This window comes from Mycoplasma sp. 744, assembly GCF_034863305.1.
Taxonomy (GTDB): Bacteria; Bacillota_I; Bacilli_A; order Mycoplasmatales; family Metamycoplasmataceae; genus Mycoplasmopsis.
Genome location: NZ_JAYFFF010000003.1, coordinates 26971 through 50941, shown reverse-complemented (window position 1 = coordinate 50941; position 23971 = coordinate 26971). Strand labels below are relative to the sequence as shown.

At 22.1% G+C, this 23971-nt stretch carries 6 protein-coding genes; 1 reads left to right on the top strand and 5 read right to left on the bottom strand.

Annotation, left to right across the window (positions count from 1 at the left end; genetic code table 4):
• Positions 1-58: 58 nt before the first annotated feature.
• Positions 59-12466: a hypothetical protein gene (locus tag VBM87_RS02120; protein WP_323177176.1), complete on the bottom strand. Its 12408-nt coding sequence runs from the start codon at positions 12464-12466 to the stop codon at positions 59-61.
• A 1138-nt stretch (positions 12467-13604) separates the two neighbouring features.
• Positions 13605-19664 (bottom strand): MGA_1079 family surface serine endopeptidase, encoded by a 6060-nt coding sequence (locus tag VBM87_RS02115; RefSeq protein WP_323177175.1) that lies wholly within the window; start codon positions 19662-19664, stop codon positions 13605-13607.
• A 676-nt stretch (positions 19665-20340) separates the two neighbouring features.
• On the opposite strand from VBM87_RS02115, the gene VBM87_RS02110 reads away from it, so the two are divergent.
• The gene (locus tag VBM87_RS02110) at positions 20341-20541 is read left to right on the top strand and encodes a hypothetical protein (protein ID WP_323177174.1); all 201 of its coding nucleotides are present in this window, start codon (positions 20341-20343) and stop codon (positions 20539-20541) included.
• A gap of 921 nt (positions 20542-21462) precedes the next feature.
• Here the strand turns inward: VBM87_RS02110 and VBM87_RS02105 are convergent.
• Genes VBM87_RS02105 through VBM87_RS02095 form a run of 3 tightly spaced genes read right to left on the bottom strand, consistent with a single transcriptional unit; the run spans position 21463 to position 23599 of the window.
• Positions 21463-22428, bottom strand: a complete 966-nt coding sequence (locus VBM87_RS02105) for an AAA family ATPase (RefSeq protein ID WP_323177173.1) — start codon at positions 22426-22428, stop codon at positions 21463-21465.
• Positions 22422-23171, bottom strand: a complete 750-nt coding sequence (locus VBM87_RS02100) for a hypothetical protein (protein ID WP_323177172.1) — start codon at positions 23169-23171, stop codon at positions 22422-22424. The genes VBM87_RS02105 and VBM87_RS02100 overlap by 7 nt, the downstream gene beginning before the upstream one ends.
• Positions 23153-23599 (bottom strand): hypothetical protein, encoded by a 447-nt coding sequence (locus VBM87_RS02095; RefSeq protein WP_323177171.1) that lies wholly within the window; start codon positions 23597-23599, stop codon positions 23153-23155. The genes VBM87_RS02100 and VBM87_RS02095 overlap by 19 nt, the downstream gene beginning before the upstream one ends.
• Between the last annotated feature and the right edge of the window lie 372 nt (positions 23600-23971).

Here is a 23971-nt window from a genome sequence, read left to right as displayed (position 1 = left end):
CAATAACACAAAAATTAATAATAAAAAATCAAAAGTTTAAAACTTTTGATTTTCGTTTTTATTTATGAGCAATTTTCTTTCTTATAGCAGGGAAAATTAAGACAATACCTAATGTAAGAGCTACTAAAGTTGAAGCAACTATTAATTGAGTAATATTATTTGAGGCTTTGCCGCTTTCAATATCATCTCTTAATTGATTATTATTTTTAATTTGTTGTTCAATTTCTTCTAAAGTCTTATCTTTGGCTTGATCTAGAATATTTTGAGTTTTATCTTTATTATTTTGATATTCTTGATGAGTTTTATTATTAACTTTTTCTTTAGCTTCTTCATAAGCATTATTTAAATCAGTTAATGAATTTTGTAATTCTTTAATTTTCTCAATTTTAGCTTTAACAGTATCATAATTTTGTTGAGCTAAAATTTCTTCTATTAATTGCTCTTTAGTTTTTTCACTTAAAGCACTATTATTTTGAATATTTCTAATAGCATCAATTTGTTTATCAATTTCATTTAAAGCTTTATTTGATTGAACTATTTGATCAATTAATTTTTCCTTAGTTGAATTGTTAAGTTCACTATTTTCTTTAATTTCTTTAACTTTATCAAAACGTTGAGTTAAATCATTTAATTGCTCATCAAATGTTGCGTTATTAATATCTAAATCTTGAACTTTTGATTTTAAAGCTTCATTAGCTTTTTTGTCTGTTGTATCTTTAAGATCTAATGCTTCTTTTTTCTTTTTAATATTTTCTTTTAGTTTATTAAAGTTTGCATCATCTAATTTAACTTTAGAAACATTTGTTAATAATTTATCTTTTTGTTCATCTGTTAAATTATTATCCTGGTTAATTGCTTGACTTAATTCTTTAAGTTGTTCATAATTATTTAATAATTGATCGAAATTAGAACTATTTTTATCACTATTTATAAGTTTATCTTTAAGTATTTCTTTAGCTTTATCACTTAAATTATTGTTTTGATTTAATTCATTAATTTTATCAAGAGTTTCTTTAATATTACTAATTGTTTGATCAAAATTATCGTCATTTAATTTTAGATCAGTTATTTGTTTAATTAAATTATCTTTTTCTTCTTTAGTTAAATTATTGTTATTAACAATATCATTAATTAAAGTTAATTCTTTATCTACTTTAGATTTTAAATCATTGAAGTTTTTATCTTTTGGATCTAATTGATTAATAATGTCATCTAATTTATTTTTAAGAGCAGAATCTTCAAGTTTATTAACTGCATCATAAAGATCTTTTTTAGCATTAACATTTTTAATCGTATCAGCAAAATTATTTAAATTATTAGCATTATTATCTTTATCGTTGTTATTTAAATCAAGTAGATCTTTAATTAAATCTTCTTTTTGTTTTGCAGTTAATTCATTATTTTGATTCAAGTTTTCAATTAAATCTTTTTTGTCATTTAAATTATTAATAGTATTTTTAAATTCATCAATTTGTTCTTGATTATTTAAATCAGTAGGAATTGTAATTTTTTCTAATTCTTTTAATAATTCATTTTTGTGTGTTTGAGTTAAATTATTACTATTATTAATTTGATTTTCAGTTTTATCAAATTTATATTGATAATTTTGATCTCCATCTAATTGTTCTTTTGCATCAATAATATCTTTTTCTAATTTAGTAATATCTTCTAAATTAGTTGCCAAACCATTTGTTTTATCTAAAACTTTATCAATTTGATCTTTAATTTGATTATATTGATTTTTAGTTTTTTCGCTAGCTGCTTTATAAGAATCATTAGTTTCTTTAGCTAATTCTTTTTCAATAGCTTCTTTTGTATCAGCAAGTTTTTTCATTGCTTGATCTAAAGTGTTAGTTTCATTTGTAGTTTTATCTACATCAGCAATTAATAAAGCATTATCAATTTTTGTTTTTAAAGCTTCTTTTTGTGCATTATTTAAATTAGTTAATTGATTAATTATTTCTTTAGCTTGATCTTGTTTAACTTTTAAGTTTTCATTACCATCAAGTTTATCAGTTTTATCTTTTAAATCTTGATTTAATTTTTTAATAGCATCAATATCAATAATATTAGCTCCTTGAGTTTTATCTAATAAATTATTAGTTACATTATTAGTATCTTCAAAAGCTTGTTTTACCTCACTTGAAGCATTTAAATAATCTTTATTTTGATCTAAATTACCATTTTGATCAACTGTAGTTTTTAAATCATTCATTGCTTGATCAAGTTCTGAAGTTAAAGTTTTAATTTTTTCAACTTCAGACATATTAGAAGCATTATTAACTTGATTAATTAAATTTTCTTTTTGAGCATAATTAAGATTTTGTGCGTTTTTAATTGCTTCAATTGCTTCTTCTTTAGCTGCATTTAGATTATTTTGACCGTCTAAATTATTAATTGCGTTGTTAATTGCTTGATTTTGTTGATTAATTAAATCTTTATTTAATAAATCTGCATTGTTAGCTTGTTCTAATTGAGTTAATAATTCTTGAGCTCTAGTAATTTGTGCATCATAAGCAACTTTAGCATCATTATTAGCAGCACTATAATCATTTTGAGCTTTAAAAGTATCATTATTATTTAAGTAATTTTTAAGAGTGTTTGTTTCACCATTAATTACTTTATTTAAATTATCAGCATTGTTAATATTTTCTAAAGTATTAGCATTATTAATATTTTGAATTGCCTGTGCTTTTTGCGCGTCAGTTAAACTTGTATATTCATTTTGAATTCTATCTAATGCATTTTGTTTAGCAGCATTTACTCTTTCTTGACCGTTTAAAGCTTCAAGAGCTTCATTAAGAGCATTAATTTTATCTTTAACTTGTTGTAAATCTAAATTAGCACCGTTAGTTTTATCTACATCAAGAGTTTTTTGAGTTAATAAATTATCATAATGAGTTTTTGGATTTTCATCAGCTTGACTATATCTAATATCATTTTGATTTATCGCTTGAATATCTTTATATTCTTTCATTGCTTCATCTAATAGAGCAATTTTTTCTTTTAAAACTTGTGAATTTTCAGCAGTTGTTAAAGTAATTTCATTTCTTAAAGCAGCTTTTTGAGCTTCATTAAGATTTTGTGTGTTTTCTACTAATGTTTTTAAATCCACTTTAGCTACATTATCTGCTTTGGCTTGATTTAATAAATCATTTACTGCTTTATCTCAAGGATTTTCATTTAATTGAGCTGAATCTATTTGAGATTTATATTTGTCTTTTTCATCCTGCGATAAGTTAATTAATTGATCTATAGCAGCTTTAGTATTAGCTTTAGTTTCTTCAAGAACTTCATTTTTAAATTGATTTTCTTGTTCGCTTGAAAGATTTTTATCAAATTGATTAATTTTTTCTTTAAATGCTATTTTTTCTTCGGTAGTTAAATTGCTTAATTGATCAACAGCATCTAATAATAATTTTCTTGCTCCGTCTAAATTATTTTGAGCATTGTTTAATTGATTATTAGCATTAGTTAATTTTTGTTTTTCAGTAGTTAAATTAGTTAATACTGGAGTACTAAAAGTTAATGTTTCAAATTCTTTAATTAAATCTTTAGCATTAGTTAAACCATTATCATAATTATTTTTATTGGTTTGTGATTCACCAGAGTAAAGATTAGAAGCTTTGATAGTATCTTCTTGATTTACTTTAGTTTTTAAATCATTAATTAAATTGTTTATAGATTGTGCTTTAGTAACGATGTTATTTGCTTCTTCATCATTATTGCTATTTTCAATTGCCTCTTTGATTGCCTCTTTTTGTGTTTCGCTAAATTGATCTAATTGACTTATTGATTGATCATAAGCAGTTTTATTTTCTTCACCTTTCAAGTTATCAAAAGCATTAGTCAATTGAGTTAATAAATCATTAACAGCATCAAGATCAAAATCTTCACCTTCTTTAGCTAATAAAGCTTGTGCTGCAGTTAATTGAGTTAAATAAGTATTTTGTTGTTCTCTAGTAGCATATTTAAATTTATCTGCTTCTTTTTCTTGTTGTGAATCGAAAGTAGCATTTGGATCATTAGTTAAAACTTTTAATTCTTCAACAACTTTTTCTTTTAAAGCTTTCATAGCATTATCTAAATCTCTAATTTCTTTAGATAATGCGCTTAAATCTTTTTTATCAGTATTTTTAAGTCTAAATTCTAAAGTTGCTTTTTGATTGTCATTAAGATTTTGTTTATTTTTGATTTGAGTTAATACAGCTTCTTTAAGTCTTTCTTCAGCTTCAACATTAATGATAATTTCATTAATATTTTTATCAAGTTTAAAGTTATTTAAATCAGCTAAAGTTGCTTTTTCAATTTGATCTTTAAAGTTAGCTTTTTCATTTGGTGATAATAAAGTTTGTTGATCTACTTTATTTTTAGCGTTAGTTTTAGCTAATTCTAAAGCTTCATTTAATAATACTTGAATTTCTTCTTGAGTAGCATTATTATTTAGATTTTCTATTTTTGTATTTAAATTAGATTTATCATTTTCACTTAAATGATCAGCCTCTTTAATTAATTTTCTTAATTTTTCTCTTAAACCATCTAATTGAGCAGTAGCTAAATCAATTTTTGATTTTTCATTAGTGATTTCTTTATTTAATTCGCTTAAATCAACACTAGTTAAATCTTTGGTCTTAAATTCATTTAATTTATTTTCCGCAGAACTAAGAGCTTGATCAAACTTAGTATTATTTTCAGTTGTATCATTTTTATAAATGTCGGTTTCTTTTTGTTGTTTAGCTTTATTAATACTGTCATTTAAATTCTTAATGTTAGCATTTAAAGCTTTAACTTCATTTAAGTAATTATCTAAAGCATCTTTAGAAGTGATTTTTTCAATTTCTTTTGTAATTTGTTCGTTTTGTTCACTTGATAAATTATCTAGATTGTTTAATTCTTCTTTAGCTTGGTTTTGGTTATTTTTCCCATTAAGAGCATTATAAGTTTGCTCTAAAGTTTGTAATAATTGTTCAACTTGTTCTTTAGTATCATTATCACCAGTATTAATATTTAAGATAGCTTTAGTTTCATTGTAAGCATTATCAAATGCATTAACTTGATCTCTATCTGCTAAAGTATATTTTTTATTGCTAATAGCTTCAGTTGAATCAATTGTTGCATTATTATTAATTAAATCTTTTGCAATTTGATCAGCTTTATTTTTTAAGTTTTGCATAGCATTATCAAGTTCTTTTGCAGTTGTTTTAATAGTTTCTAAAGCACTATTATCTGATCTTAAAACCTGATTTTTTAAAGCTGATTTTTGATTATTGTTTAAATTGTTTAAATTATCAATAAATTTATTTGCTTCTTGTTTTGAACTATCAGCATTAGCAACACTATTTAAAACACTTTGAACATTACTATCAGGCGCACCATCACCGTTATGATATTCAGTTTGATCAATTTGTTCTTTAAATTCTTGCATTTGTTCAGGAGTTAAAGAAGTAATTTGATCAATATGTTTTTTAGCATTTTCTTTAGCTTTAACAAAAGTTTTATCTAAAATTACTTTAACTTTTTCTTCTGTAATAGGTTTTTCTAAATCATTCAATTTTTGAACAAATTGTTCTTTTTCATTAGTTTCTAAATTAATGAAATTATTAATTTGGTTGATAGCGTCATTTCTAATACCATCAAGATTGTCCATTTTTTCTTTAGTAGTTTGAGTTTTATTATTTAAATCATTAGTTCAATTATCTAATTGAGTTAATAATTGTTCATTGTTAGCATTTAAATTATTTTGTGCATTAGTTAATGAAGTTTCTAAGTCATTTAAAGCATTATTTAATTCATTTTGTCTATTAATTAAATCACTAGTATAAACTTTTTGATTCTTAATATTTGTTGCTGATTCTTTTTGAGTTTTTGCATTTGCAATAGCTTGATTTAATAATTTAGCTTTTTCTACAATTTTATTAGCTTTAGTTTGACTAGTTTCTTTAGCAACGGCATCTTTTAATGCTTTTCTTTGCTCTTGAGTTAAATTATTTAAAGTATCAATACTTTGATTTACTTCATTTTGTTTATTATTACCATCAAGTGCACCAAAACTAGATTTTAAATTCGTAGTTATTTGATTAATATGACTATCATTTGTTGAGCTTTGTGTGCTTAAAGTATTAATTGCATTTGTTAATTGAGTATCATAAGCTGATTTTTTAGTATCTTGAGCTAATGCATAATTAGGATTAGTTTTAGCACTTTGATCATTAACATTAGTTATTTGTTTTTGTGTTAAATTACTTAATTCTTTAAGAATTTCATCTTTTAATGCTTTCATAGCTTTTTCAAGATTTTCAGCTTTAGTTTTAATCTTAGTGCTTTCAGAAGTATTACTTGTTTTAATTTCTTCAATTAAAGCATTTTTTTGCATTTGAGTTAAATCGTTTAAGGCTTGAATAGCTGTTATGGCTTGTTTTTTAGTATTATCATTTCTTATTGCTGTACCTGCAGCATTTACAACAGCTTGATCTACTCTACGTTGATTAAAATCTAAAGTAGCGCTTTCCACTCTTTGTTTTAAAGCATCTTTTTCACTAGTTGATAAATATGTTGTAGCATCTATTGTGTCTTTAGCTTTAGTTTTTGATAATGTGAAAGCATTATTAATAATTTGATCATATTGATTTTTAGTTGCATTATTAGCTAATTGATTTACTTGAGATTTAAAGTTTTCTTTTTCTGAATTATTTAAATTAGAGAATTTATCAAGAGTTTCTAAAGCAACTCTTTTTAAACCAGCAAGAGTATCAATTTCACTGTTTGCATTATTTAAAGCAGTATCAATTGAATTATTATCATTATCAATAATAGTTTTTAAATTGCTATCATTATAAGTTTTTGCTTTAAGAGTTGTTAATAATTGTTTATTATTATCTAAAACATTTTTAAATGTTTGTTGTTTTTGTGCTGTTTCACTCTTGTAATTATCACTTTCTAATAAAGCATTCATTGTGTTATTTTGATCTTCTAAAGTTTTTATTTTATCATTTAATAATTTAGCAGAATCAACTATAGCTTGAGCTTGATTTTGATCATTAATATTTGCAATTTGTTGTTTAATATTATTTCTTTGTGATTCGCTTAAGTTAGTTAAATTATTAATTGCTTGATCAAATTTGCTATTATTAGCATCACCATTTAAATTATTAAAGGCTTGTTGTAAAGAAGTTAAAGCTGAAGTAACAGTATCATTATTAGCATTTTGATTATTAATAATATCTAAAGCAGCACGTAATTGCGAATCATAACTTGATTTTAAATTAGAGTCAGCTAAAGTATATTTATTAGCAGTTTTATTTTGATTAGAATTAATATCATTTAATGATGAATTTTCTGTTAATTTTTTTAATTCATTCAATAATTCATTTTTTAATGATTTCATTGAATTATTTAATTCGCTAGCAACGCTAATTACATTAGCTTCTAAATTATCTTTATCTAAAGTTTTAATTTTTTCTTTAAGATCATTTGTTTGAGCACTATTTAAATTAAGATAATTATTATTGAATGAATTGTAAATATTTTCTTTTTCTCTATTTAAAGTTGTTGCTTTACTATTAACTCTACCAATTTGAGCTATAGCTGATGTTCTTTCTCTTGATTCAACTTCTAAATTAATATCTTGAATTTCTTTAATTAAACTATTTTTTTCATTTTCACTTAAATAAGCTAAGTTTTTTATGATACCTTCATATCTTAATTTAAATCCATCTAATTGTGCGCTGGCATAATCAACAGAATTTTTATTAGCAACATTTGAAATTAAATTATCTAATAAATTATTGGTTAAACCATCATTTGAATTAGAATTTAATAAATCTTTAGCTTTATTAATAATATCATCATATACAGTTTTTTTGTTTTGACTTGAAGTATTATATTCAATTACTTTAGTATTATTAGTTGCGCTGTGAACTTTTGTTTTAAGAGTTGCCATTTTAGCATTAATAGATTTATAATTTTCTAATTCATTTTGAATATTATTTAAATTATTTGCACTATTAATTTTTGCATTAATATCATTTCTTTGTTTTGGATTTAAATTATTTAAAGTGAGTTGAACTTCTTTTAAATAATGTTGTTTTTGAGCTTCTAATAAAATTTGATTAATTTGATCATTTGTTCTTGCACTATTAACACGATTTGTAAATGTTTGTTTTTCAAAAGAACTTAAATTAGTTAAATCATTAATTTGATTATTAACATTATTTTGATATTGTTCAATATTTGTTAAATAACCACTTAAAACAATTGATCTTGTTTTAGAAACAATATTAGTAGCATTAGTTTTAGTTGAATTTAAAGTAAAATTAATTGTTAATTGACCAGTATCATCATTTGCATTTAAATTAATAGTATTTACTGCTGCATTATGAGAAGCAACTAGATTATTAATATTTTGTTTAATTTCTTCTTGTGTTTCACTTGAAGCTAAAGTATTTTTATTATTATTAATAGTTAATTGTACAGCATCAATTACTTCATTTAATCTTGTTTCTTCTGTTTTAAAATTAAACACCCTAAATTTATAAATTTGATTTCCTGTTGCTGTTTTTCTTAATTCATCAGCATCAACACGAATACTTATATTTGGAACAGTAGTAGAAGTAATTGTATAACTAACTGGTGCTCAACCATTTCTATAATCTTCATTTTGAATTGTAGCTTTTTCAATATTTTCTATTCTTACATTGTGAGCTGATAGTTCTTCTCTTCTGTCTAAATTATTAGAATCAGGATAATACATAAAAGTTACATCGGTAGGATTTGCTGAGTCTGGAGTAATATTACCTTGTAATCCATCTCTATAACCTACTCAAATTTTCTTAGCTAATTCCTCAATTCTTCTTCTTTCTGCTTCACTATTAGGAGCAAAACCAGTTATAGTATTTGAAGTAGCTTCAGTAGAATATACAAAATGTTCTAAAATACTTCCTGCTGTTCTTAATTGATATTTAATATTTATTGATCCATTATTATTTGCAGCAGCATTTGTTTTTTGAATTTCTTTGATTATAAATAAGAAATCCACAGCATTTGCATCGTTACCCACAACAATATGATATCCATCATCTTTTTTGGTGGCTGTTCTAATAGTTATACCATTATTATTAACATTAGCAACAGCTACACTATTTTTATTTTGATAATCAAATTTATCAACAAAAGTTTTTACAGTATCATTAGCTAATTTTGTAATTCTTTCGTAATTATAGAATTCTTTCATTAAATTATTAAATTCAGTAACAAATACAGTTCCATCAGTTAATGATTCAGATTTTGAAGCATCTAATCTATCGATTTTATTTCATAAAGCATTTAATTTATTTGAATAACTAGTTTTAATATTTGTATCATTAATATCTTTAGAATTATTTATATAGCTTTGAGCAACATCTATAACCATTTCTTTATAAAATGGTTTAAAAATTCTTGTGAATAAATAGGTATTTACTTTGGTTGTATTATCAGTTATATTATTATTATTATTATTATTATAGGTATAGTTATTATACTCTGTTTTAGTAGATACATTTGTACCATTAATATAAACACCATTTAAATAACCGATAGATCATTTGATTGGTAAATATACAGCAGATCCACTAATATATCTTTTTTTATCTTCTTCTGAAAGAATTTTAGAATCAATATTTTGTACTTCTTTAGCATTTGCTGCACCTTGACCTAAAATATTATTAGCAACAAAAACCATTAATTCAACTAATTCATTTAGATTTGTAATACTACGATTACTATTTATTCTTTGAGCATTAGAAAAATCAATATTTGGTAATGATCTTTCAAAATTATTTTTATCATAAATAACATTTCTATTAAGTTCGCTACCTGTAAATTGACCTTTAAGAGCCTTAATATAATCACTAATAACTTTTTCAAAAACATTAAAATCGTTGATTCTATTAGCAGTTAATCATAAATCATTTGATAAATCATTTGCACCAGTTATGTAAATACTATTTTTAATATTTCTATAGGTTGGTTCTAAATGATTAACAAAACTTTCATAATTTCTTGATTTTTCTTGAGCTTTAGTTTTAAAATTAGTTAAAATCGTTTGAGCTTCATTTAATTTATTACTAATTGTTGTAGTATTATCATTTCTTGTAATAAAAGGACGATAATTAGGATGACCAACTTTATTAACAAATTCATCAAGATAAGTTTTTAAAATTTGTTGAATTTGATTATTGTTATAAGAATTTTGTGCTTTATTATATATATTTAATTTAAATAATTCATTTAATAAATTAGCAATATTATTAGCTCCATCTAAACCAGCTCTTCTATTAGTTAAATTACTATACAATGTTTCTAATTGAGTTCTTTTAGCTGATAAAGTTGTGTGATTGGTAATATTATTAAGTATATTTGATTCTCTTCGAATTTTGATGGCATTTGTATTAATATTATTATTTAATGAACTTTGATTATATGCAAGAGCGTAATTATCTGTTAATAATTCAATAATATTATTTCTACTACTATTATTACTTGTAGAAAATAATAAATGGTGTTTTCATGTTATTCAAGGAAAACTACTATTAATGCTTTGATTGTTATTATTAGTTTCTAAAAATCTATATACGTTAGTATATGCTTGTTCTAATTTTTGTTGTTCTTGATTTAATAAATTAATTCTTCTTATATAGTCATTTAGACTTGCACCTTGTAAAGCCATAAAGGTATTTTGATCCATATCACTAGTCATGAATTCATTTAAAAATGTATCTTTTTGGCCTTTAGTTAATCATTCTTTTTTATCTAATTCTAATTTTATTTTGTAATAATCGGTATAATCTCATTCTAAATAAAGATTATTATGATTAGTATTGTTTATATTAGTAGTACCTTGCAAGGCTGTTTTTTTAATAATAAATTTTTTATCTGTATTAATATTACTTGGAATAGAAAATGTTAAATTATTAACATTGGTATCACCTGAAGCTGTTGTGATAATAGAAGCTTTAGTTTTATATTCACTATTAGTATTAGAAGTTCTGGCTCAAGTTTGATAACTAGAATTATTTTTTTGAATTTCAAATACTGTTTGATTAGTATTATTTTTAGCCACAATTTTTAAATTAGGTAATTTTTCATTTCTATTGGCACTTTTAATTGCATCGCTAAGTTTTTCTGTTATTACAAGATTTAAATTTTTACTTGCTTTTCTGTGAGAGTGAAAAATATTAGATGCAACTAATCATCTATTATCATTATCTTCTCCATTTTTATGTTGTAAAAATGCTCCACCTATAAATGATTGGCCAGCAGAAGAATAATCATTATTATTTGATTTTAAATTATCAAAGTTTTGTTTTACCTCAAAATCAACAACAACAAAATACATATTATCGTCATTAGCATTATTAAATTGATGTGAAACGTGAATATTAAAAGTTGCTACAGCCCCAATACTTGCTTTTATATCAGCATAAGCATCATTTTTAGAAGCAAACCCAGGAGTTTCTCTAGATCTAATATATCTTCCATTACTTTGTCCATAAAAAACACTTTTTGTATCTAAGTATTTATTTAAAACTCCTACTGGATCGCTAGCTTGACTGTCAAATCATTTTTTAGGTTTATAAGAATTGTGAATTAAAATATTTGCTACTCCAGCTTTATATAAATCAATTGAAGAAGAACTACCTTTAGCATTACTTTCTATATTATCAGAATACGCATTAATAATTTCTGCATTGTTAATAAAAATTCTCTCGTTATTTTTAGAACTATTAGCATGATAAAATAAATTATTTGCAGGATCGTTACCTCCTGGATTTGTTTTAGATTTAAATGTTCATCTAATACTATCTGCAACATTAAAAAATCTTGACTGACCTACTCCACCTTTAGGAATTTTTACTACATTTATATCAATAGGATTAGTAAATTGTAAATCTTTAGATAAAAACACAGCAGCTGCAGTATGTCAACCATTACCGTAAAATTGACCTCTATGTTTGCCGTCAAAATTAAATACAAATCTCATTTTTTGAGGTTGACCAGGATTTGTCGATAATCAAGTAGTACCATTGTTTAAATATAAAGGATTTTGTCATCCATTATTAGTTTCGAACGTTTTACGATTTCTTTCGGTAGTAAAGCTAGCTAGAGTTGGATCAACAAATCTAACTTTATCATAAACTGTTTTGTCAGTACTACTTACAGTATTATGAACATATCTAGTTTGAAATTCTTGTAATTCTTGTTCTGCTACATATTGTGTGGTTCAAAATTTATTATTAGCGTTATTTCCTAATTCTGGATCAGTAAATTTATCATCTGACATATAATAAATGCTTTCTTGCAAACCAAAAGCACTAGTTTCATTATCTAATTCATTTGTAAATGTTAATGATAATGGTAATAAAGCAGTAGAAGCTAATACTGCACTTGAAGCTATAGAAGCTAACTTAAGAAACTTATTTTTATTCATAAAACTCCTTTTATGTTTAAAAATTGTATTTTGTTAATAAAATTTTTAATAATTAATTTTAATTTTAAGTTAATGAAAATAAAAAATATAAAAATATATATTATAATAGCAAAATAATTTTTATTTTCAAATTTATTTAATTACTTAAATTATATATATATATATATATAATACAATAATAATTTATTTAAATGACTTTTTGTCAATATTATAAAATGTTTAAAAGTTTAATTTTTTATTTTAGTTCAATTTGCTTATTTTTCTTGATAATATATATAATTTATATTAATTAAATACATCAATTATTTTAAATCAAATTAAACGAACAACTAATACTTTAAATGCTTTGCAAAATACACAAAATAATTTAGACGCTAAAAGAAATGCTTTAAAAACAAAATTGATAAAACTTTAAATTTAATGATGATGAAAAATAAATTTTTAAAAATAAAATTACTTTATTAGATAGAGTAATGCAAAACTATAACGATATTTAAATAATTGATATTAATAATATTAATTATTTACAAGCAGATTTAGATTTTAAACAAGTTTAATATAAAACGTTAAATGATAAAAAATAAACAATAGATAAAATAAAAGGAAATAATTTAAATTTAAATTAATCAAGCAATTAATAATTTAAGAAATGCTATCAATAACTTAAATGACCATACAACAAAAGAATTGATAAAAAATAAAATTAATCAAGAATATCAAACTTTAACTAATAAACAAAATATAAAGTTGTTAAAAATATAAATCTTATTAAAAAAACTAATCAAAATATTTTAGATGCTATAACTAATTTAGATGGACAAGTTAATTTAGTTTTATTTAAAGAAGAAATAAATAAAAAAGTAAATGATTTAAAAAATTATTCTTTAGAAGAAAAAAATCAATTTAAGCAACAAATTCAAAATGACAAAGATATTAATCAAATTCAAAAGATTTTAAATCAATTATTAAATCATAAAAATGCTTTAAATAAAGAACGCAATAAATATATTGATTGATTGATCCTTATTCTTTTATGAACAAGTATCATTTTAACTTTTGGTTTAACTTATTTAGTTTGATATTTAACAATAAAAAATAAATAAAAAAATCGAAAACATTTAAAGTTTTCGATTTTGTTTTACTGGTTTAATTTATGTTCTTTAAACATTCATTTTGGTAAAGCAATTGAAGGATCATAAGTATTTAATTTAATTAAATTAGCTGCTAAAGAATTTTTATTTTTTAAAGTACTCAATTCTTCTATGCTATTGGCAAAACCAAAGAAATTAAATTCTTGTCATTCTTTTGTTTGATTATTGAATAATTTTGAATAATTAACAAATCCTACAGCTATATTATAAAATTCAGCTGAATTAAGATTTAAAATGTAATTATTTTTTTCATCAACTATACCCGTACCACTAGTGCCGCCTCTAAATAAAACTGGAGTATAAGCATAATAAGTACTATTACGACCAAAAATTTCTTTATTATCGCTAATAGTATTACGATTAACTATATAACCTGTTTGTAATAAACGTGGAAAACCAGTAGCAAAACGATTAGTAGAAATAATAGGTTTATTTATTCATCTAGTAGCATTATCTTCTTTGAAGTTTTTATTTACTTCTTGCATTATATTTAAAAAATAGAAAATATTATCTTTATTATTAGAAGCAAAATTGAGATCTTTTAATTTTTTCATTTGCTCAAATTCACTCGCAGCGCTTAAACGACCAATACTTTTAGCTTTTTTAATAGCATCATTTAAATCAATAGTAAAAGCAGTTAAATCAACACCAAGAGTTTCTTTTAAAATTCCTTGATTATCATATTGTTTTACTCCTGTTCAAAATACTAATCCTTTGGCATTAGAAACAGAATTGAAAACATGAATACCACCTCCATAATCGCCCGATTTAATTTCTTTATAATTATTAGCTGTTGTAAATTTAAAATTTTCACTGTAACTAGCAACTGTAGGGTCTTCATTAGTATTATTATTGTGTGTAACGTGATTATTTGTTAAAAAGACAAAACGTGCATCATTAATATCATCACTTAATTTAGAAACTAAAAGCGCACTACCATTTCTAAAACCTATTGCTCTTTGATTATGTTTTTTAATGCGTTCATCATTATAAGATAAATGCATATAATCTAAAGCTAATTTGTATCCTTCATGTCATTTATAACTTAAAGTTTCATTTGGATTATATTTAAATAATTCACCATGATTATATGCTGGATTATATAAATAAAAAGGAGTGTTAGTAAGAGTTGTACTCATATTTTGATAATCAAAAAGATTACTTTGATATTGACTAAAAGTTTCATTTGCAATATCGCTTTGGTATTGTATGGTTATTGAAGCTCCTAAATTAGTGTTAAAATATACAGCCTGATTTTTATCAAATTTATTAGTTATTTTATTAGCTTCAAAAGCAAAAGTTCTTTGCGCAAAATTATCACCAACTATTTTATATTGTTTATTTTCATTGTTGATTAATCGATATTCAAAATGAATACCATCGTCTTTTAAAGTAAAAGTAATTTCAAATTCTGCTTGTTCATTATTAACTAAATCTGTTTTGTGAATTTGTTTAATAAAACCATTAGTTTGTAATTCATTTCAATCTAATTCCACATTTAATCCTTTAGCAAAAGATACAATTCTGGTTGTGCGATTATTATCTAAATAAAGTAAATTAGTATAAAAATGAAATAATAATTTGGCATTTTCAACTTTTTGATTAATTAATAAAGGTTCATAATAAATTTTTTTAAAAATTCAATTAACTTTTTCTTGATTATTATCAATTTCAAAAATTAAATCTTTGGTATTAGCATTGATCTTTCTTTGTCTTAAAATTTTGCCATTAGCTAAAAAGACCTTTTTCATATCTTCGCTAACATTTAATTTATCAAACATTAATTTAAAATTAGCATCATTATATTCTCAAGTGGAAAAATTTTTAAAACCATCAATTTCATATCAAGTTTCACCGATAATGTCGCTTGTTCTTAAAGCTTGATCAAAATTTTTATATTTTAAATTAAAAAACAAACGATATTGACGATTAATTAAAACAAATTGTACTTTATCAATTTGAACATTATCTCAATTATCAAAAGTAAAATTATGATAATCTTTACTTTTGATTTTAAATAAAGATTTATCCACTTTATTTTCTCTTACCATTCGTAAAAATTGTCCAAAAGTAATTTTAGCTACTTGTTCTTGATTAATTTCTAAATCATCTAAAGTTAAACTATTTAATAAAGCACTGGGATAAGCATCAAGTTGATAATCATTTTTTAAATTAACTAATTTAATTTTATTTTTAGTATGATATCTTACTTTAGGATCATCTTTTTTAATTAAACCAATTTTAAAACTCAAACTATCTTTTTCTGTGCTTTCTACATCATAATAATAAATAAAATAAGCCTTGGTTAATTCATCAACTTTAACATTATTTAAACTATCAGTATTATTGTAAATAGCTTCTTTATTAATTTTTTTACTATTGTCTTCAGTTAATACTAATAAATCATGTAATTGTTTAAAAGCTTGTTGTTGGATTATTAATTGTGCATCAACAGTTCTTCTTGTTCATTGTAAACTAGCATCTTTAGGGCTATAAATACCTTGGACAAAATTATAATTAAAATTACGGCTATTTAATTTATCTACCAAACCTTTTATATATGCATGCGGTTCAACATAATTACTATTTTCAAAATCACTATCATTAAATCAACGTTCTTTAGGTAAATGATATTCATAATCATAAGTTTTAAAAAACCTTAAGGTAAAATGTTTTTTAGTTTTTATATTTGTGTAAATATCATTTTTAAATAAGCCAATTTGAATAATCGCTGTACCATCATTTTCATTATATAAATTAGAATTATTATGCAATTTATCTGTATGTTGTGAATCTAATATTTTTAAACTATATTCTTTTGCTTTAGGTAATTGATATAAATTATTTAATTGATCATAAATATCTTTTGCATAATAATATTCATGACCTAATTTATCAGTTTTTAAATAACTATTAATTCAAATATTTGCATAATCATCATTCTTAATTCAACTTAACAATTGACTTAAAACCAAATTATCATTTTGAATGAAAATATCATTAATTGCAAGCGGATAAATTTTTTCTTGATTAGTTTTATTATTTTTTATATTAGCTAAAAAGAAAAAATTATTATTATCAAGTTTTTTAAAGATTAAATTATTATCGAAATTAATTAAATTTTCAAGCGTTCAATCTGTTGCAAAATTAAAAGTATTATGCAAAAGCTTTTTTCAAACCTTTTGATTAATATTATTGTTTTCTTGTAAATGTTCTCAAGTAAAATTAGCAAATTGTGAATCATTATTTTGCATTGTTTTAAAAGCGTTAATTAAATAGTTTTCTACTGTTGATTTATTTTGATTTAAAAGATAATTTTGAAAATCACTTTGATAATTATAAGTAAAATCATTCTCTTTTGCAAAATAAGTTCATAAAATATTGTTACTTGTTTCTAAAGTTAAATTTTCAATTTTTTTCAGCAAATGATTATTTTGATAAATATTAATATTAAAATATCATTTGACTTGCTCATTTTCTATTTTAGTTTTAACGTTATTTCAATCAATTTCAAAATCAAAAACATCATTAATTTTATTATTTTTCTTACTAAAAGCTTTTTTAACTATTTCAAGATTATTTGCTAAATTTTTACCATGTAAATAATTCAACATTGTCACATCAACATTATATAAATCATTAACATTATTTATTTGAATTTGATTTAAACGTTCATTTAAATCATTAGTAAAATCCAAAGTAAATTCTTTTTTTAAGCTAACATTATTTTTAGTAGCAACTAAATTTAACTTTAAAGTATTTAATTTATTAAGATCAATATCTAAATTAGCTATTTTTAAATCAATATCATTATCATTTTTTAAATTCAAATATAAAAAAGCATTATTTTCATTAATGGTTGTTGAATATAATTTTAAATTATAATTATCAATTAAAGTTTGATTTAACTTTAAATCATAATTAGCTAAGTAAGTAGTTAATTCATTGATTACTTGAGTTTTAATTTCATTGTGAAAATTACTAATTTGTCCAACTTTAATTTGGCTTTTAATAGCTTGATTGTAAAAATTATCAATTACTATTTCATAATTAAAACTAATAGTATCATTTTCTTTATCAATTTGTAAATTATGTAAATTTTGTATTTTAAAATTATCATTAATTTGATAAGTAATTTGTTCTAATTGAACATTTTCTACACTTGTATTATTTTTATTAGGATAATCAAAAGTAACACTTATTTGATTTAATTCTTCAATTTTGTTTTTAATTAATTGTTCTAAGGATAAACCTTTTTTAAAATTGTTTAAAATAAAAGTTTTTTCGTTACTTATTAAGTTACTAAATTCTTTTTTATTACTTTGCAATCTATATTTAATAATAATTTGACCTAATTCATTATTTTTAGTAATTATTTCTAAGTTTATTACTTTAGCACTTGTTAAATTGTTATAAATCAATTCTGAAACTTGAGTATCTAGAGCATAAACATTATTTTGATTATTATAATTAAAAACTAAATTAAGATTATTTAATCGTTCTTGTTCTTTTTGAATGGCTTGCTTATTTGATTGATCATTTGTAAGAAAATTATTTAAAATGAAAGTTGTTTCTTTAGAATTAATACTAAATAATGGATCTTGATATACAAGTTCATAAGTAATATTTAATTGACCCAAATTATCATCAAATGTCAATTTTTTTATTTGTGTTTTTATATTATCATCTTGATAATCCATTGTAAAAAACAAATCATTTTTGCTAATTTGTGAAGCTTTAGTATTAAGTAAATTTTTATTTGTAACAAAATATTTATTATTTTTTGAATCATCTATAAGTTGATTTAAAAATTGCTCTTTTCGATTTTTTAAATTTGTTAGTGAATTAAAGTTATTAAATGTTTTGGTTTTTAAATCAGAAAAAATTATTTGTTTTGGATCTAATTGAGATTTTAATTTATATGTAAGTGTTAATTCACCTGTTAAATCATTAAATGCTTTAATTTCTTCAATTATTAATTCTGCTGAATAATTATCTTGGTAATTACTTCAAAATAAATTATTTTTTTTAATTTGTGATGGTAATAATCGATCATTTTTTGAAGAAATTTGCACTAAATTGCTAAGATCATTTATTTGCTTTTCTAAATTACTTTTTGCTTTATTTTCATTTCAAAAATCTTTTATTTGAGCAATTTTTTTAGATGATATTATTTCTTGATTATTTAATCTTGTTTTTAAATAATATTCTATTGTAATTTGAGCTTCATTTTCATTTTTATTTATTATTTCTAAATTAGTAATTTGAATATTGTCTTCTATTAAATTATTAGTTATTTGATCTTTATTAATTTGATTTAATTTAACGTTATTTTTATTTGGATAATCAAATTCAATTACTAAATTATTTAAATAATTTTTTCTTTCACTAATCTGTTTGTCAAAATTATTTATTGTTAAAAAATCTTTAATAGTATAAGTTAAAATGTCACTTGTGTAAATAAGGTTATTTTCTTGATTATATATTTGAATTAAATATTCTATTTCTATAGCATTTTTAAAAGAATCTTTATTTTTGATTCTTAAATTATCAATTTTATAAAGATAATTATCTTTTTTTGCAATATTATAGATAATATTATCTATAGTGACATTTTCAATAAAAGTATTTTCTTTATTTGAATAATCAAATACAATTTCGGGTAATTCAATATTTAATTTATCATCATTATTAATTTTAAAACCTGTTAATGTATAAGTATATTCTTTACTATAAAGTTCTTTAGCATTGTCTTTTTTAATCAGCTGATAATTAAAAATTACTTTACCTAAAGTTGTGTCTAAACTAATAATTTTTAAATTAGTTAAAGAAATACTTTTATCTTTAGAATTTAATTTGATTTGATTCTTATCTAGATCTTTTAATTCAACATTTTCTTTATTCAAATAATCAAATTCTACTTCAAGATTATCAAAAATTGCTAAATCATCACTATTATTACTTGTATTTAAACAACTAGTAATAAAAGCAAGTCAAGATGAATTTATTAATATTGAAGCTAAGAATGTTTTTATCTTTTTTTTCATAATAACCTCACAAATTTAGTGTGTTTGTTTAATTATATTAAACAAATTAAAATTATTAAAGGATAATAAACATCTTATAATAAAAAAATCGCTTTTAACTTAATATTAAAAGTTCCAAGGTTAATAATTAAAAGAATATAATTATATATAATTATTAAAAACAAATACCGTTTATATAAACGATATTTGTTTTTTTAGTCTACTAAGTGAGAAACACAGAAGTGAAGAATCACGTTATAAAACGCTTGAAGTTGATTCACTCTTTAAAAAAGCTAGATTTAACGAGCACGCTAGAAAACAAGTTATCACTTATAGTGGCAAAAGAACCAAAAAAGATTTTGAGGATCGTAAAATTCTCATTGATAATTTCTATAAAAAAGGTTCAAATGGTGTAGTTAATTACACAGATTTAGCTGGTCAAAAAATGTAGATTTTATAAAGTAAGCAATAAAAATGGTTACTACTTATTAGACCATGAAAAAATCGAAAAAGATCAACAATTTGACGGTTATTACGTTTATGAAACTAATAGATTAGATTTAAGTGATAAAGATGTTATTAATCTTTATGCAAGACAATGACAAATATCAGAAAACTTCAGAACATTAAAAGTTATACTTGAATTAAGACTGATTTATTTACAAACTTGAAAACATATTGAAGGTTATATTTGTTTATGTTTTTTAGTTTTAGTACTTTTGAAATTTTAGTTTGCCAAATAAATTATTCAACAGGTTTAGAAGGTAAAAATAAATTTACAATAAATAAAATTGTTAAAATAGTTCAGAATGTTAAAGTTTTAGAACATTATTCAGAAGAAACTTTAGTTAAAAGTATTAAAATAAAAAAACGCAAGTATAGATGAACATTGATCTAATTATGAAATCATTAAAAAATGTTAAATATTTAAAAATTATAAAAGACAAATACCGTTTACATAAAATCATATTTTTTTTAGTTTACTAAGTGAAAAACGCAGGTGAGATAAAAGTTAAATCTGATATAACGGGACTTGTTCATGAAATATTAACTTTTAAAAATATCACGGCTATATGATTAAAAATCCAGGTAATAAGCTATTTAAAAATGAATATAAGTCTCAGTTTGAAGGTAACAAAAAGCTTTATCAAAACTACAGTAAAAATATAACTATAAATATCTCACAAAAAAGAAAAATTATGAAATACAACATGAAAAAAGATGTGGGGCGTTAACTCTTGCATCTCTTTTTTATTTATTATTTTTATTAAAGAAGTTAGACGAATCTTACTTATTGATAGTGAAATTATGACACATAACATTATATGAAACAATATATTTATTAATATCGTTTTAAAAAATGGCATAATATCTATTTTTCACCAATCATATCTAAATAATTTCATTGTCGGGGTTAATACCATTTCTAAAAACATGTGTATGCCTACAGATACTCCAAGTGCACGATAATATAATTTATTACTATAAATATTCTGGAAGTTTGTTTTTAATAGTATGATAACTAAGCAGAGATATATATCATACATACTATTATTGCTTATAGCACATTTACTATATACACCCATTTTTCTGTTATATATAGTTTTGATATTCATTCGTTTGTATAATAGCATGCATAGAAAAATATAATAAAAATATCTGGTAGAAAAGTTAAGATTGATAATGTATTTATTACTATTGTTTTATAGAATTTCTATGCTATTATTGCTAACTCAAGAAATAATAATATTACTATTGTCTTATACCCCTATTTTTTAGTTAATTAAAATATTACTTAATTACTTATTATTCTGGAATTCTAATTCAACCAATACTTATTAAAATGATCTATATCACCATTAACATTAAAGCATTTTCGAAGAAGATCAATGACATTTTCTTTAGTTATTCCAGTTGAACTAGCATAAATATCTTCAATATCATGAGAATTTACATCAAAAAGTTTTTTAGCGTCGGTTACATTTTTATAAAAATCACTTTTTGTAATACGATTAAATTTTATATATGTTTCAATTATTCTTCTGCAAATATTACACATAATCTCTGGATGAACTTGTTCTGTTTTATAAAGTAATATTAAGTCCATTCATAAGCCTTCATAAAGGGTACTAAAATCATTTTCTTTTTTTTCAATAATTTTTAATTTAGTATATTTGCCATCTGATATTAATCTAAAAAAATTGTATTTTTTATAAGATAATCCAGTAGTTAAGTTTAAATAGAATAGATGATTATGTGTTAAAATGATTAAATTAGACACACTATCATCCTTATTTATATTATCTATTAACCCCTTAAGTTGTTCAATTATTATATATTGCATTGTCATATCATTAGAATTCATAGGATCATCAAATATAACAATTTTACTAAAATTGTTATACTCAATATCTTTTAGTTTAAATAAAAAATATAAAAAACCAATTATGTTCTTTTCACCAGTGGATAATTTACTTACATTTCTAATTTCTCCAGTATATTTATCTTTAATATTATAATATCCTTTTTGATCTTCCTCTTTTACATGATTTAAAGAAAAATTAACATATACATCTAATATTTTATTAATTTCAAGGGCAAGTTTTTCCTCATTTTTAGATTCAGTTTTAAGCTTTGATATATCTTCGTCTATTTTTTTTATATTTTCTTTCAACTCATTTATTTCTTCATTTTTAGATTTGATTTCTTCTACTATTTTATCGTATTCATTAACTATCTTTTTTAAATCTTCCTGTTTTTGCTCCAGTTCAAAACTGTCTATCATTTTTTTAATTTATGATATCTTAACTTATTTTTTGTTTCTTCTTGTTTTTTTTCTATTTCTATCTTATTGTTATCTATAACAATATTGTTATAATTATTTATTAAATTACCTAACTTGTCATCTATTGTATAATCAATAATACAACGATCTCCAAAAATATTTTCGTTCCTTTCATTAAGTTTTTTGATCAACGATTCCAAAAAATTTATTTGATTTTCTTTAACTTTTTCAACTTCTTCTCTAAGAAATGTGATCTCGTTTAAATGAGAATCATAAAAATTATCTTTATTTATATTTATTGAATTTATTTTTTCTTTGTAACTTTTAAGAACTTCGACATGCTCTCTTATATCTTTTTGAAATTTTTCAACTTCATGTTCGATAAAAAATGAAGATAGTTTATCGTATTCTATATCAGATATAACATTTCCACAAAATAAACAAATATCACCCTTTTCATGCAATTTAATTCCTTTTTGTGCAAATTCTATTTTTTCTTTGTTATTAAATCTAGGATATTGATTGTTTATAAATTTCTTTCCCAATAATTCATTGGTTTTGTTTAATATTTGATTAAAATTAATATTTGTATAATTTATATTTTCGGCAGTTTTTTCCTTTTTTTGTAGAATTTCTTCTTTTTTTTGTTTAACTTCTTCTTCTGTTAGTATTGTCGCATATTTTATTTCATCCGAAAAGTTGCTTTTGTTATATGAAGGTATAGCTATTTGCGGGCTTGACATTTTCTTAATTGTAGATGCAGATGTTTGTTTAAAATTTTCAATTTCTTTTTCTTTAGTTTTTTTATTTCATTTGTATTTTTTTTCTTAGCTTCTAATGAATTTGGTGTATTTGCATTAAGTTGATCCTCTAGATCTTTAATTGATTTTTTTATTTCATTTTTTTTGTTTTCTAATATTAATACTTTATCATCAATTTCTTTGTTTTTTTCTCCTAAAACAACTGCATTTAACACATCATTTTGACCTACAATGTTTTCAAATCCATTATATATCATAACTTTATACTCAGTATTCTCTCTATAATTTTTAAAAATTTCTCTTGTTAATGAATTTTTTCCAGTGCCATTATTGCCGAATATAAAGCTGATCTTCTTATCAATATTCAAATTATCAAAAGAAAATATTGAATTATTTATATTTATTTTCATTTATTTTTTATTCTCCTTATATGTATCAAATTAACTCATTTTTTAATTTATATTTTTTAGATATTCTTTTCAATTTATTTTTAAATAATAGGTTAGTTGCAGTATTAGTACTAATATAAAATTAACATAAACTTAATTCATTATTAAATCACTTAGTTTTTTTAATCAATCTTACTTTATTCCTAACTTCAAAGTCTATAATATTTTTTAAATTTAAATAATGTTTAACAATTTTTTGCTCATCTAAATCCAATCTATCTATATGCAATTTTGTATATTTTAAACTTTCTTAAGTTATATCAAAGCATATATTAATACTATCTTTTAAAGCAACAAAAATTGAAACATTTTTTACCAAATTTACTTTCTTAT